Source organism: Shumkonia mesophila (assembly GCF_026163695.1).
Classification (GTDB): Bacteria; Pseudomonadota; Alphaproteobacteria; order Rhodospirillales; family Shumkoniaceae; genus Shumkonia; species Shumkonia mesophila.
In genome coordinates, this window is the sequence record NZ_JAOTID010000001.1 from 40,162 (window position 1) to 54,874 (window position 14,713).

The following is a 14,713-nucleotide window of genomic DNA, read 5'->3' on the forward strand; positions in this document are numbered from 1 at the left end:
GGAGGGACCATGGCGCCCGAGTCTCCCTATTCCATCAACTACGACGTCGCCTACGGCTTTCTCAAGCTGATCGATATCGACAAGATCCGCTCCGGGGTGACGGACGAATGGTTCAACCAGACCCTTTGCGAGGTGAACGACAGCGTCATCCGCCTCGGCGTGGTCCGCGGCGAATTCCATTGGCACAAGCACGACAACGAAGACGAGTTCTTCTATGTCGTCGATGGGACTCTTTTCATCGACCTTGAGGACCAGATCGTCGAGTTGAAGCCGCGTCAGGGATTCACCGTACCGAAAGGCGTGCTGCATCGCACCCGCGCGCCGGAACGCACGGCCATCCTGATGGTCGAACCGAAGACGGTGGTCGCCACCGGCGACTGAACGGCACCGCGCTGTTTTTGGAACGTCCGCTCACGCGGCGTCGGGGGAATCGGCCTTGTCTCGTCGAAGCAATCCCAGACCGACGATAAGCGCCGGCACGGCGGCGATCAGGTACCCCGCGCCGTAGCTGCCTGAAACGGCCAGGATGGCGGCGAAGACCAGCGGATAGAGTGTCGAACTGCCCATGATGAAGACGATGACGCCGCCGGTGGTGGCGCCGACCCGGCCGGCCGGCGCCAGACGCGCCACCTCGGCCAGAAGGACGCCGTGCCAACTGAAGGCGGTGGCGGTGTAGACGACGGCCACCGCCGTCACCGCCGGGACCGGCCAGCCGGGCGCCACCAGCCCCATCGCCACCGAACCGGCGGCCATCACCAGACCGAGCCCGGCCAGAACCACGCGGGGCGAAGCGACGGAGCCGGCGATGGCGCCCCACAGCATGCGGGTGACGACGGCGACCCCCTGGGCCACCGAGAACACGGTGCCGGCGGTGGTCAGCGAGTGGCCGAGGCCGTTCACCAGATAGGTGACGAAGAAGGAATCGAACAGGGCCTGCAGGCCGACGAAGGTGAACGCCGCCGCCACCAGGTGGCGCAGGCGGGGATCGGCGGTCGCCGCCTTCAGCGCCGTCCGCGCATCGGCCAGGAACGAGCGATGGCCGGCGTGGCGGTCGTCGTCGAACTGGGCCCGGAACGGCTGCAAGGCTAGGGCAAGCGCCATATACAAAATTCCGGTCGCCAGGAAGGCGCCCCGCCACCCGAACTGAAGGGCGAGAAACGGCACCAGCACGCCGGCCAGCAGGCCGCCGGCGGGAACGCCGGTCTGTTTGATCGAGAAGAACAACGGCGCCCGCTTGGGCGGGCAGTGACGGGCCAGCACGTGGGAGCTGGCCGGCGTCGAGATGCCGGGGCCGGGGCTGACCAGAATGGCCGAAACGGCGAACAGGACCAGGATCCCGGGAGCGGCCATGAACATGGCGGCGCCCGTCGCCAGCAGGGCGAACTGGCACATCCGCCAGCCCCCGAAACGCTCGATGAAGCCGCCCGAGCCCATGGCCAGGACCATGGCCACCGACGACAGGATGCCGGAATAGGCGCCGACCAGCGCCGGGTTGGTCCCCAGCTCCTCGGAAATGACCGGCGCCAGGACCGGCAGCACCAGCCGGCTCATCGAAACGAAGGTCTGCTGCACGAAAAGGGCGGAAACGGCGATGAGGAGAAGCCGCGTCGGCCTCGGGGATTCGCCCCCGCTTGGAACCATTGGATCGACCGTTGGGCTGAAACAGAATGACGGGTCCGAAGGGACCGCTTCCCATAGCAGGATCGGGCATCCGACACAATCGTCCGATGCCCGATCCGCCGGCCCGCCACACGGCGGGCCGCCCCCCAAGTCAGTGGTATCGCTGGCGCCGCAGGCGACGGCCGCCGGTTTGGGCGGCCGCCGCGGATCGGCGTTGCCGGTCAGGCCAGCAGGACGTCGAAGTGGACCAGCGCGGTGTCGGTGCTGCCGTCGGCATCTTGGGCCACGTACTGAACGGTGTCATGGCCGGTGAAGCCCGCCTTGGCCTTGTAGATGGCGGTGCCGGTATTGGCGTCCCATGTCACCGTGCCGCCCTTGGCGGTGGTCGCGGCAATGCCCTTCACCGCCAGACCGCCGTCGGGGGCCTTGTCGTTGCCCAGCAGGTAGCGGGTATTGAAGTAGAGCGCCTTGCCGGCCTGGGTCGTCCAGAGATCGTCGACGGCGTTCACCGGATTGCCGCTGCCGCCCGAGGACGGCGGAGGCGTCGTGGAACCGCCGTCCGTCGGCGACATGACGGGGCCACCCTTGCCGACCTGCACATGGAAGGTGCCGGTGTCGGTGCAACCGTCGTTGTCGGTCACCGTGTACTGCACGCAGTCCTTGCCCTGCCAGCCGGCCACCGGCTTGTAGTTGATGCTGCCGTCGGAAGCGAAGGTGACGGTGCCGCCGGCAGCGCTCTTGCTGGCCACCGCCGTCACCTTGAGGCTGCTGTCGTGACCCTTGTCGTTGGTCAGGAGATAGCGGGCGTTCTGCCACATGACCTGGCCGACGTCGATCTTCCATATATCGTCGTCGACGGCGGTGACCGGGCCGCTGCCGTCAGAGGATGGGGGCGGCGTCGTGGACCCGCCGTCGGACGGCGGCGGCACCGTGGTCCCGCCCTTGCCGACCTGCACGTGGAATGTGCCGGTGTCGGAACTGCCGTCCTTGTCGGAAACGGTGTATTGGACCGAGTCCTTGCCCTGCCAGCCGGCGAGCGGCCTATACGAGATGGTGCCGTCGCTGTCGAAGGTGACGGAGGCGCCGGCGGCGCTCTTGGCCGCCACCGCGGTCACCTTGAGCCCGCCGTCGAGACCCTTGTCGTTGGCCAGGAGATAGCGGGCGTTCTGCCACATGGTCTGGCCGACGTCGATCTTCCACAGGTCGTCGTCAACAGCGATCACCGGGTTGCCGGTGCCGCCGGAAGACGGAGGCGGCGTCGTGTCGCCGCCACCCGACGGGGGCGGCGTGGAGCCGTTGGGATTGGCCGCCTTGGCATGGTCCAGGCGGGTGACGAAATCCTTGTAGAAGGCGGCCTGATACTGCTGCACCGTGGCCGCGCCCTCGTATGCGCCGAGCTTGAGCGACGGATCGGTCTTGTCGGTCCAGTAGTTAGGGCCGTGGCCGGTCTGGGCGAAGGAGCCGCCCCAACTCGCGGCCGTCGGGTTGTTGTCGTCGGCGTTATCCAGGAGATAGAGCAGCGACGGCGTGTCGCCCGCCTTCAGGGCCCAGCCCATTTCCTTGATGAAGAAATCGCCCAGCGCCCCGTGGCCCCTGACGTCGTCCATCTTCCAACTGTTCACGGCGTTGCCGGACGTATCCACATACATGCCCCGCGCCGTCGAGTCGTCCTCGATCCACCACAGGTTCTTGAAGTTGTTGTAGACGTAATCGCGCGCTGCCGGGTCCTGCTGGGTGTTCCAGGAACCGATGCTGTAGAGCTTGATCTTGCCGGCGATCGACGGGTCGTCGTGCAGCGCCTGGGCAACGTCGGTCATGGCCCCCCAGGTCAGCACCCACAGCGGTTCGCTGGAGGCGTGCGCGGCCTTGATGATCGCCTGGGAACCTGCGGTCGGGCTCGACCAGCCCTGCGAGGGGGCCACCGGGATGCTGCCCTGGGTGACGATCGACTTCAGGTAATCGGGCGTCGGATAATCCGAAGACCAGGTCTTGAGCTTCGAATAGTCCTGGGTATAGGCGTCGATGACCTTGTGGATGTCGGACGCCCGTCCGCCGTACTTGGTCGGACTCGACACCAGGCCGACCAGGTCGACCTTGTCGGCATAGAGAAAGGCATGGACCATGGATTGGTAGTCGTCCTGGTCCGCGCCGCCGATATCGGTGGAGATGAGCACGCGGGGTTTAGCCATTGCGTTAGACCTTCCTTCCCGAGATTATTTGGTTATTGCAGGAAAACGAAAACAGGCTTCCTTAAGGGGTAGCCACCGGCTCCGAAGGCGACGGCCGCCGGTTTGGGCGGCCGTCGCGGATCGGCGTTGCCGGTCAGGCCAGCAGGACGTCGAAGTGGACCAGCGCGGTGTCGGTGCTGCCGTCGGCGTCTTGGGCCACGTACTGAACGGTGTCATGGCCGGTGAAGCCCGCCTTGGCCTTGTAGATGGCGGTACCGGTATTGGCGTCCCATGTCACCGTGCCGCCCTTGGCGGTGGTCGCGGCAATGCCCTTCACCGCCAGGCCGCCATCGGGGGCCTTGTCGTTGCCCAGCAGGTAGCGGGTATTGAAGTAGAGCGCCTTGCCGGCCTGGGTCGTCCAGAGATCGTCGACGGCGTTCACCGGATTGCCGCTGCCGCCGGAAGACGAGGGTGGCGGCGTAGTCCCGCCCTCGGACGACGGCATGACGACGCCGCCCTTGCCGACCTGGACGTAGTAGACCCCGGTGTCGGAACTGCCGTCCTTGTCGGTCACCGTGTAGGCGACGTTGTCCTTGCCCTGCCAGTTGGCCACCGGCCGGTAGGTCATGGTGCCGTCGGAGGCGAATGACACCGAGGCGCCGGCGGCGCTCTTGCTGGCCACCGCGGTCACCTTGAGCCCGCCGTCGAGCCCCTGGTCGTTGATCAGCAGGTAGCGGGCGTTCTGCCACATCGTCTGACCGACGTTGGTCGACCAGCCGGCGTCGTCGACCGCGACGACCGGGTTGCCGCTGCCGTCGGAAGACGGGGGCGGCGTCGTGGACCCGCCGTCGGACGGCGGCGGCACCGTGGTCCCGCCCTTGCCGACCTGCACGTGGAATGTGCCGGTGTCGGAACTGCCGTCCTTGTCGGAAACGGTGTATTGGACCGAGTCCTTGCCCTGCCAGCCGGCGAGCGGCCTATACGAGATGGTGCCGTCGCTGTCGAAGGTGACGGTGGCGCCGGCGGCGCTCTTGGCCGCCACCGCGGTCACCTTGAGCCCGCCGTCGAGACCCTTGTCGTTGGCGGTTAGGTAACGGGCGTTCTGCCACATGGTCTGGCCGGCGCCGACCGTCCAGCCCGTGTCGTCAACAGCGATCACCGGGTTGCCGGTGCCGCCGGAAGACGGAGGCGGCGGCGTGCTGCCACCACCGGAAGGAGGCGGCGTCGTGTCGCCGCCACCCGACGGGGGCGGCGTGGAACCGTTGGGATTGGCCGCCTTGGCGTGGTCCAGGCGGGTGACGAAATCCTTGTAGAAGGCGGCCTGGTAATCCTGCACCGTGTCGGCACCCTCGTACGAGCCGCACTTGTCCGCCGCCGAGGTCTTGTCGGTCCAATAGTTGGGGCCGTGGCCGGTCTGGGCGAAGGAACCGCCCCAGCTCGCGGCACCGGGGTTGTTGTTGTCGGCGCCGTCAAGCAAGTACAGGAGCGACGGCGTGTCGCCCATCTTCAGGCCCCAGGGCATCGCCTTGTAGAAGGTTTCGCCCAGCGCCCCGTGGCCCTGCGCGTCACCCATCTTCCAGGTGTTGGTGGCGCTCCCGGAGTCGTTCACGTACATGCCGCGGAACGTCGAATCGTTCTCGATCCACCACAGGTTCTTGAAGTTGTTGTAGACGTAATCGCGCGCTGCCGGGTCCTGCTGGGTGTTCCAGGCGCCGATGGAATAGACCTTGATCTTGCTCTGGATCGACGGGTCGTCGTGCAGCGCCTGGGCAACGTCGGTCATGGCCCCCCAGGTCAGCACCCACAGCGGTTCGCTGGAGGCGTGCGCGGCCTTGATGATCGCCTTCGAGCCCGCGGTCGCGCTCGACCAGCCCTGGGACGGGGCCACCGGGATGCTGCCCTGGGTGACGATCGACTTCAGGTAGTCCGGCGTCGGATGGTCCGAGGACCAGGTCTTGAGCTTCGAATAGTCCTGGGCGTAGGCGTCGATGACCTTGTGGATGTCGGACGCGCGTCCGCCGTGCTTGGTCGGGCTCGACACCAGGCCGACCAGGTTGACCTTGTCGGAATAGAGAAGAGCATGGACCATGGACTGGATGTCGTCGGGGTCCGAGCCGCCGATGTCGGTGGAGATGAGAACGCGGGGTTTAGCCATTGCGTCAGGCCTTCCTTCCAGAGGTTGTTTGGTCATTGCGGGGGGGGGGTGAAATCAGCTTTCCGTGAGACTGCGCCGGAGCGAATCCAGGAACGGCCGGGAGAGATATTCGAAGGCGGTGCGTTGGCCGGTCATCACCATCACCTCGGCCGGCATGCCGGGGGAAAGCTCGATGCCGGGCACGATGGCGGCGAGGCTGGCGCGGTCGACCTCGACACGAACCTTGAAGTAGGTGGCCTGCGTCTGCGGATCGACGATGCGGTCGGCCGACACGTCGCGGACCCGGCCCTCGATGCGCGGCAGGGTGCGCTGCGCGAATGCCGAGAGCACGACCTGCACCACCTGGCCCTTGCGCACCACGTCAATGTCCGTGGGGGCGATGCGGGCGTCGATCACCAGGTCCTCGTCGCTGGGCACGATGTCGAGAATAGGGTCGCCCGATCCGATGACTCCGCCGACGGTATGCAGGCGCATCTGGACCACGGTGCCGGGGACCGGCGCCTTGACCACCAGCCGCCGCAGCACGTCGCTGGCGGCCAGCAGGCGTTCCTTGGTCTCGGTCAGCTTGCCGACGACCTCGTTGAGCCGGGTACTGACGTCTTCCTGCCATTCGACGTCGAGCTGCACGATCCGCTGCGTGGACTCGCCGATCGACTGGTGCGAGCGGGCGATGGCGGCGCGCGTGGTGGCCTGCTGACCCAGCAGCTCGGCTTGTTCGCGCTGCAGCGCCAGAAGGCGCGGCTTGGGTGTCAGCCCCTTGCCGACGAGGTAGGCAACCGTCGCGATCTCTTCCTCGATGATGGAAAGCTGTCGGTCGCGGCTGACGGCCTGGGCGCGCAGACCGGCGATTTCCTCCTCGATCTCGGCGATGCGCTGGCGGAGCAGGTCCTGGCGGCCGAGCAGCGAGGCGCGGCGGTCAACCATCAGCTTGCGCTGGGCCTCCAGCAGGGCGATGACCTCGGGCTCGGCGGCATGGTCGGCCAGTTCGGGCGGCAGGCGCAGGGCGCCCTCGCCGTCGCGCTCGGCCACCAGGCGGGCCTCCATCGCCAGGTACTGGCGGTGCTGGGTCACCGTCAGGTCGTAGGTCGCGCGGGCGGCCTTGTCCGCGAGCACGACCAGCGGGTCGCCCGCGGCCACCCGGCTGCCGTCGGCCACGAGAAGGCGCTCGACGATCCCGCCCTCCAGGTGCTGCACGGTTCGCCGGCTGCCGTCCGGACTGACGATTCCCGGGCCGATGGCAGCGCTGGCCAGCGGCACCAGGGCCGACCAGGCGCTGAGGCCGCCGAAGAAGGCGAGGCAGACGGCGGTACCGCCGAGGACCGGCCCCAGCAGCGTGTGGCGCAGGGCGGGGGCAGCGAGGGCGAGGGTGGATTTCATCGCTATTTCCTTCAGTGGGTTGACGCGGCGCGGGCCAGGGCGGATACCGCCTGGGGCGGTTGTCCGGTCAGCATCGGCCAGATGTCCCCGGCCGGCCCGAAGGCCTCGACGGCACCGTCGCGGAGGTAGACCAGCAGGTCGGCACTTCCCAGGAGAGCCGGGCGGTGGCTCACCATCACGATCGTGCAGCCCCGCTGCTTGGCGGCCGCCAGGGCGGCGACCAACGCCGCCTCACCCTCGCCATCCAGATGGGCGTTCGGCTCGTCGAGGATCAAAAGCTTGGGATCGCCATAGAGCGCACGCGCCAGGCCGATGCGCTGACGCTGGCCGCCCGACAACCGGAGACTGACGTCGTCGACACGGGTTTCGTAGCCCTGGGGCAGGCGAAGGATCATTTCGTGGATCTGGGCCAGCTTGGCCGCCGCGACGATGAGCTTCGGGTCCCCTTCGGCCATGCGGGCGATGTTCTCGCCGACGGTCCCGGCGAAGAGCGCGACCTCCTGAGGGAGATAGCCAAGATGGGGGCCAACCTCGGCGTGGCTCCAGTCGGCCAGGTCGGCGTGGTCGAGACGGACGTGTCCGGCGCTCGGGCGCAGGGCCCCGACCAGCAGGCGACACAGCGTGCTCTTACCGGCCCCCGATGGACCGACGATCCCGACCGACGCCCCCGCCGGAACCGAGAAGGATATGTTGCACAGGAGCGGCCGTTCCATGCCGGGCAGCGCATACGCCATTTCCTCGACGGAGAGTTCGCCGGCCGGCTCGGGCAGCGGCATCTGCATCGGCGTCGCGGGATAACGTGCCAGCAGGGCCTTCACCCGGCGCCACGAGCCGCGTACCGAAACGAACTGCTTCCACGAGCCCAAGAGTTGATCCACCGGAGCAAGGGCGCGGCCGAGCAGGATGGATGCGGCGATCATGCCGCCGGCGGTCAACTCGCCGCGAACAACCAGCCACGCGCCCAGGCCGAGGATGGCGGTCTGCATGAACATCCGCGCCGCCTTTGAGAAGCCCTGAAGCCGGAGTGCGCGGTCGGATGCGGTCTGCTGGGCAGTCAGGGCGGCATCCTGGGCGCCCCTCCAGCGCTCCAGCAGCGCCGGCAGGAGACCCATGGCCTGAACCGTCTCGCCGTTGCGAAGCACGCCCTCCGCCAGCCCGTGGGCGTGGGACTGATGGGCGTCGCCCTGGCGCGTCGGATGCCTGGTGAGCAGTTCGCCGACCACCATCACCCCGAACAGAAGGATGGCCATCGCGATGGCGAATTGGCCGAGCCAGGGGTGCATGAACCAGAGCACAGCCAAGAACACCGGCGTCCACGGCGCATCGAGCAGCGGCGGCATCGCCGGGCCGGCGAGGAAGCCCCGGACCTGGCCGAGATCGCGGAGCGGCTGGGAGCCGGTAGGCTCGCCGGCCAACCCGGCGCTGAGGCCGGAGCGGATAAGGAGGGGGGCCAGCGTCCGGTCGAGCCAGGTGGCGGCCCGGGAAAGGATGTGGCCGCGGACCGCTTCAAGCGCCCCGAAGGTCATGTAGGCGGTGGCGGCAATGACGGTCAGCCACACCAGGGTGTCCAGGTGACCGGTGCCCAACACGCGGTCGAAGACCTGGAACATATAGATCGGCGAGGTCAGCACCAGCATGTTGATCGCCAGGCTGAAGAGGCCCGCCAGCAGGCAAGTCCAGGCAAGGGGGGCCGTCGCGACCGCGAGAATCGCGGTCGGGCGCGTCGAAATCTTCATGGACGCCGTTCCTCTATGACAGGCGACAGACGAACGTTGCTGCCGCTTTTTTTCATTAGTCGCGAAGCCCTTATGGAGTACTCACCATAGGCTAGAAATTTCGGATATCCATTAGACCCCTAGGGATACCACGTAGGCGAAAGTGATACTGCGGCGCGACATAAGGGAAGCGATCATGGATAACGGCTTATGAAACCTGAAGTTTTGCTACTCCATGGAGTAATCCCATGACACCATGACGTTGCTGTGTCATTTCTGTGATGTGCGCTGTGTCATTTCTGTGACGTCTGCCAAAGGCGCTTTTCTGTTCTTGGGAGATAGATGCGAATGGCCGTTTCCCGCCGTGGAAGGTCGGGATTTCCACCATTTCCGGGGGCATGCCGTATCCAGCGCGCCTTCGTCCATGACGCGCCGACGGAACCGAAGGGTCCTCGGTCAATCCTGCTTTCAAAAGGAAAAGGAAGCGCGGATCGTCGCCGGCGGTCGGCGTGGCCGATGCGTCCGCAGCCGGCCTTTATGGCCGCGAGAACGACGGCGGTTTGTCCCAGCCGGGCGGCGGCGGATCGGCCGCGACGGCGATGTCCACCAGGCAATTGACGCTGGGGCCCTGCCCCAGGCTTGAGGTCCCGACATCGGCGGTCAGCACGTTTGGGTTGCCGTGGCGGTCGATCGGCATCGGCGCGTCGGGATCGTCGGGGTCATACCAGGCGCCGGTGGCCATGACGACGACTCCGGGCCTGACGGCGGCGGTAAGCCGCGCCCCGGCCAGACAGGCGCCGCGGTCGTTGAAGACGCGCACCACCTGCCCCTCGGCGATGCCGCGCGCCGCGGCGTCCCTGGGATTGATCAACACCGGCTCGCGCCCGGCCACCTTGCCCGCCGCCCCCACCGAGGTCTGGTCGAGTTGGGAATGCAGCCGGTTTTCGGGCTGCGGCGACAGCAGGTGAAGGGGATGGCGCGCGGTCGCCGGGCTGCCCAGCCATTCGGCGGGCGCGAACCAGCCGGCATGCCCCCCGCAGTCGGCGTAACCGAAAGAGGCGATGGTCCGGCTGAACAGTTCGATTTTCCCCGACGGCGTGCCGAGCGGCGCCCCCTCGGGATCGGCGACAAAGGTCCCCATCGGCACCACCGGCCCGGGATCGTCGACCAGGTCGGCCAGGTCGACGGCGCTCATTTCCCGGAACCGCTCGAACGGCGGAAGCTCCGGGTGGTTGCGCACGAAGCCCTCGTAAATCCAGCGCAGCCAGTCGTCGGCCGAACGCCCCTCGGTGAAGGCGTCCTCGAAACCCAGGCGAGCCGCCATCAGGCGGAACACCTCGTGGTCGGTCCTGGCCTCGCCGCGTGGCGGCAGGATCTGATGGCTGTAAAAGATTTCACTGCCGCGCCGGGCGACGCAGACGTCGCCGCGTTCCAGCCCGACGCAGACGGGAAACACGATGTCGGCGTGCCGGGCGATGGGATTCCAGTGGGTCTCGTTGACGATGACGGTTTCCGGCCGCTTCCAGGCCTGCCGCAGGCGGTTGAGGTCCTGGTGGTGGTGGAAGGGGTTGCCGCCGGCCCAGTAGACCAGCCGGATATGGGGAAAGGTGAGGCGCTGCCCGTCATAGTCGATGGTGGCGCCGGGATTGAGCAGCAGGTCGGCGATGCGGGCCACCGGAATGAACGTCTTGACCGGATTGTCGCCCTGCGGCAGGGCCGGCCCCCGCAGGCGCACGCCGTGCCGGCCGACGGCGTTCATGCTGCCCAGGCCGAAGGCCAGGCCGCAGCCTGGCTGGCCGATCTGGCCGACCAGGGCGGCCAGGGTGATCGCCATCCAGAAGGCCTGCTCGCCGAATTCGGCGCGCTGCAGCGACCATGCGCAGGCGACCAGCGACGGGCCGACGACCAGCCGCCCGGCGACCTCGCGAATCCGCTCGGCCGGGCAGTCGCAGATCGCCGCCGCCCACTCGGGCGTCTTGGCGACGCCGTCTTCGCGCCCGATCACGTAGGCGGCGACCTGCTCGTAGCCGACCGTACAGCGCGCCAGGAATGCCTCGTCGGCCCGCTTGGCCTCGATCAGCGCGTGGGCGACGCCCAGCATGAAGGCGGTGTCGGTTCCCGGCCGGATGGACAGGCACTCGACCCCGGGGAAGTCGGGCGCGTCGTCGGCCGTCGGCGACACCACGACCAGACGGCATCCGCTCTCGGCGCAGCGCCGCAAGCCGCCGGGAACATGATGACGCACGAAGCCCCCACCCTCCACTTGGGTGTTGCGCGGCGTGATTCCGCCGAAGGCCAGGATGAAGGCGCCGGCCGCCGCCACCGAGGCCCAATCCGGCGTGCAGGAGGCCGGGTCGCTGAAGTCCCCGCCCAGAATGCGGCTCAGCAGCACCGAGCCGGCGGCATGGCTGTAGGTGTTCTTGGCGAAGGTAAAGCCGCCGGCCAGGGTCATGAACCGCTTCAACTGGCTTTGCGGGTGGTGGAAGCGCCCGGCGCTGCCCCAGCCATAGGAGCCGGCGAAGATCGATTCGTTGCCGAAGCTCCGGCCAACCCGTTCGATCTCGTCGGCGGCCAGGGCAATCGCCTGGTCCCACGGGACGGGAATGAACGGCTCGGCCCCGCGCCGCCGCTCGTCGGGCCGGCCGCCCCGGCGTGCCGTCAGCCACCCCTCGCGCACGGCGGGACAGCCGATGCGCAGGGGATGGTCGGCCAGTTCGGCATACCCCCGCATAAGCGGCGACGGCGACGGATCCTCGGCCAGCGGGTCCAGGCGCAGCCCGCCGTCGGCGGCGAATGACGCCCTCGCCGCGCCCCAGTGGGTGCCGATGGAAAGACCGTGTGCCGTCTTCTTGGAGCCGCCGCCCGCCTTGCCGTCGAATGCCGCCATCTTTCCGCCGGGTTGCCGATCAGTGAGGGGATGGCGACAGCAGATCGCCGTTCGCCGCGAACTCCATGTCGATCGGATCGGACACTACGTCAAGGGCCGGATGCCTGGCGACCTCGTCGAGGAGCGCCTGGGAGACGAACATCCGGTCCAGGGTCGCGGTGTTGCGAATCCAGCACAGGCGCACGTCGTCGGGCGTCACCGGGCCGGCCGAAGCGAAGGCGTAGTCGACGGCCATCCGGTCGGTCTTGCCGATGATCGGCAGGCGCCCCTTTTCGGGTGTCACCGCGGTGACGCAGTTGACGTCGGTGTAGCCGCGGTCGAGCTTGTCGGCGAACCGCTGGGTGACGAAGTCGGCCAGGCCGACGCCCAGACCGTTGCCGTGCGACTTCTCGGTCAAGTCGCGCAGCACGATGCGGGTGATGTGCGGATGGTCGAGCGGCGGCTCGTAGATGTTCATGACGCGGCCGATCACCTTGGTGTCCATGCCGGTGCCGCTGATTTCCTTGCCGCTCTCGTCGACGATCAGGATGTCGAGGCGGTCGAACGGCAGGTGCGGGCAGTTGTGCTTGGCCCGCTCGAGCAGCCTGACCTCCTCCTCGATGAAGTTCTCGGGCGTCACCGCCTCGATGACGGCGGCCTGGTTGAAGCCGTTCTCGACGATGCCGATGCCCAGGGTGATCGGCGCGCGGGCCAGGATGTGCTGCCCCGAGGCGATCAGGGTGCGCTCGTAGCCGAAGCGCACCGCCCAGCTGTGGGCGTTGATCGCGCCCTGATGCTTGCCCAGGCCGATCACCATCATCTTGGTCAGGCCGCTCTCGATGCGGCCGTTGAACTCGGTATGCGGCTTGATGCGGTTGACGACGATGATGGCGTCGCATTCCATGGCGTCGCGGCTGAAGGCGACGGGAATGCCCTCGGCGGTGGTGCCGAGGTCGACCACGTCCATCGACGAGACGATGGGCGCGCCGAGGCTTTGCTCGGTCACCCCCAGCCCCTCGAGCATGCCGGTCTGCCCCTCGGCGGTGGCGCCGCCGTGGCTGCCCATGGAGGGCACGACGATCGGCGTGGCGCCGACCTTCTTGACCTCGTTCACCGTCGCCCGCAGCACGGCGATCATGTCGGTGATGCCGCGGCTGCCGGCGGTGACCGCCACCCGCGAGCCCGGCTTGATGCGGCCGGCCAGGCCGACCCGCTTCATCTCCGCCGCGATGGTGGCGTCGATATCGGCGATGCGGGTGTCGTTCAGGCGTTGCGTAATTTGCGTCAACTTCGGATAGGTCATCGCGATCGTTCCTAGATCACCGGACCGGTGACGTAGATGTCCATGGCCCGGGTGTAGCCGGTGATCTCGGCGCGCGTGCGGGCGCCCGAGGCGACGTCGAGGACGGTCTTGAGGATGCGCGCTCCCGCTTCCGGCAGGCTCTCCGTTCCCTCGATCACGCCGGCCACCGACAGGTCCATGTGATCGCGCATCTTTTCCCAGGTCAGCGCGTTGCCGGTCAGCTTGACCACCGGCACGAAGGGAAAGCCCTGCGGCGCCCCCCGTCCCGTCGCAAACGCGATGACGTTGCAGCCCGCCGCCGCCAGGCCGGTCAGGATTTCCGGTTCGCGGCCGGGGGAGTCCATCACCACCAGTCCCTTGACGGTCGGCCGCACCCCGTATTCGTAAACCGCCTGGATCGGCGCCGTGCCGGCCTTGGCGATGGCCCCCAGCGACTTCTCCTCGATGGTGGTCAGTCCGCCCTTGATGTTGCCGCCGGTCGGCTGGCCGCCCCGCATGTCGCAGCCAACCGCCTTGGCGCGGTTTTCCATGCGCTGGACCAGGGCGATGATCTGGTCGCCGATCTCCTTGGTGGCGGCGTGCCGCGCCACGATGTGCTCGGCGCCGATGAATTCCGTGACCTCGCCCAGGATCGACGTGCCGCCGGCCGCCACGATCAGATCCGAGGCGACGCCGATGGCCGGCGTCGCCGACAGGCCCTGCGTGGTGTCCGAACTGCCGCACTTCATGCCGAGCACGATGTCGGCCAGGCCGCACGTCACGGTCTTCTGCAGGGACGCCTCGGCGACCATGTTCTGGACGATCAGCGTGCCCTCGGCCCGCGTCCGCGCGGCGCCGCCGGTCTCCTGCAAGCCGATCACCTCGACCCGCTTGCCGCTCTTGCGAATACCCGCCGCCACTTCCTCGATCGCCGTGCTCTCGCAGCCCAGGCTGACCAGCAGAACCGCCGCCAGGTTCGGGTTGCTGCCCAAACCGATCAGCACCTCGTTGACCCGCTTGATGTCGAGCGGCGTCTGGCAGCACCCCTGGTGATGGGTGAAGCTCACCGCGCCGTCGACCTGGCGGGCGATGTCCTCGGCCACCTCGTTGGCGCACACCACCGTCGACAGCACCCCCACGTAATTGCGCGTTCCCACTTGGCCGTCCGGCCGGCGATATCCCTGGAATTCCATCAACCTCGTCCTTTCCTCAGCTTCCGTCCGCCCGTGGCTCACGCCAGATCGCCGCGGCCGCGCAGGCTTTCGATGTTCTGAACGTGCGCGTGCGCGCCCTGCGGGATCGCCACCGTCGCCCGCCCGATCACCTCGCCGTATTTCAGGATGTCCTCGCCGTGGGCGATGTCCCTCAGCGCGAACTTGTGGCCGAAGGTGATGGCATCAAGCAGGGTGACGGAAACCGTCCCGTCGCCGATCCCGACCGCCGCAACTTCGCCCTTGCCGAGGTCGCGCAGCGCCGTCGCCACGTTGTCCTCTCGCTTAATCGCTATCGCATCTCGCTTCATCGATCGAT

General features: G+C 67.8%; 10 protein-coding genes. 1 reads left to right on the plus strand and 9 read right to left on the minus strand.

The window, feature by feature from the left end; translation table 11 throughout:
• The first annotated feature begins 9 nt into the window (after positions 1–9).
• The gene (locus tag ODR01_RS00205) at positions 10–381 is read left to right on the plus strand and encodes a cupin domain-containing protein (protein ID WP_316975574.1); all 372 of its coding nucleotides are present in this window, start codon (positions 10–12) and stop codon (positions 379–381) included.
• Positions 382–411: 30 nt separating this feature from the next.
• Here ODR01_RS00205 and ODR01_RS00210 read toward each other — a convergent pair whose 3' ends face one another.
• From ODR01_RS00210 to ODR01_RS00250, 9 genes are all read right to left on the minus strand, one after another.
• A complete protein-coding gene (locus ODR01_RS00210) occupies positions 412–1,641 on the minus strand; it encodes an MFS transporter (protein ID WP_316975575.1) in 1,230 nt (409 codons plus the stop codon).
• Between the two features lie 200 nt (positions 1,642–1,841).
• Positions 1,842–3,809, minus strand: coding sequence for a nucleoside hydrolase-like domain-containing protein (locus ODR01_RS00215; protein ID WP_316975576.1), 1,968 nt, complete (start codon positions 3,807–3,809; stop codon positions 1,842–1,844).
• Between the two features lie 133 nt (positions 3,810–3,942).
• A complete protein-coding gene (locus ODR01_RS00220) occupies positions 3,943–5,943 on the minus strand; it encodes a nucleoside hydrolase-like domain-containing protein (RefSeq protein WP_316975577.1) in 2,001 nt (666 codons plus the stop codon).
• Between the two features lie 54 nt (positions 5,944–5,997).
• The gene (locus tag ODR01_RS00225; protein WP_316975578.1) at positions 5,998–7,320 is read right to left on the minus strand and encodes an HlyD family type I secretion periplasmic adaptor subunit; all 1,323 of its coding nucleotides are present in this window, start codon (positions 7,318–7,320) and stop codon (positions 5,998–6,000) included.
• An 11-nt stretch (positions 7,321–7,331) separates the two neighbouring features.
• Positions 7,332–9,056: a type I secretion system permease/ATPase gene (locus ODR01_RS00230; RefSeq protein ID WP_316975579.1), complete on the minus strand. Its 1,725-nt coding sequence runs from the start codon at positions 9,054–9,056 to the stop codon at positions 7,332–7,334.
• 514 nt (positions 9,057–9,570) lie between these two features.
• Entirely contained in the window at positions 9,571–11,922 is a 2,352-nt protein-coding gene (locus ODR01_RS00235; protein WP_316975580.1) for a molybdopterin-dependent oxidoreductase, read from the minus strand.
• Between the two features lie 19 nt (positions 11,923–11,941).
• Complete coding sequence (locus ODR01_RS00240) at positions 11,942–13,204, minus strand: lactate racemase domain-containing protein (protein WP_316975581.1); 1,263 nt, start codon at positions 13,202–13,204, stop codon at positions 11,942–11,944.
• An 11-nt stretch (positions 13,205–13,215) separates the two neighbouring features.
• On the minus strand, positions 13,216–14,376 hold the full coding sequence (locus ODR01_RS00245; RefSeq protein WP_316975582.1) for a UxaA family hydrolase: 1,161 nt from the start codon (positions 14,374–14,376) through the stop codon (positions 13,216–13,218).
• 38 nt (positions 14,377–14,414) lie between these two features.
• Positions 14,415–14,705, minus strand: coding sequence for a UxaA family hydrolase (locus tag ODR01_RS00250; protein ID WP_316975583.1), 291 nt, complete (start codon positions 14,703–14,705; stop codon positions 14,415–14,417).
• Positions 14,706–14,713: the final 8 nt, after the last annotated feature.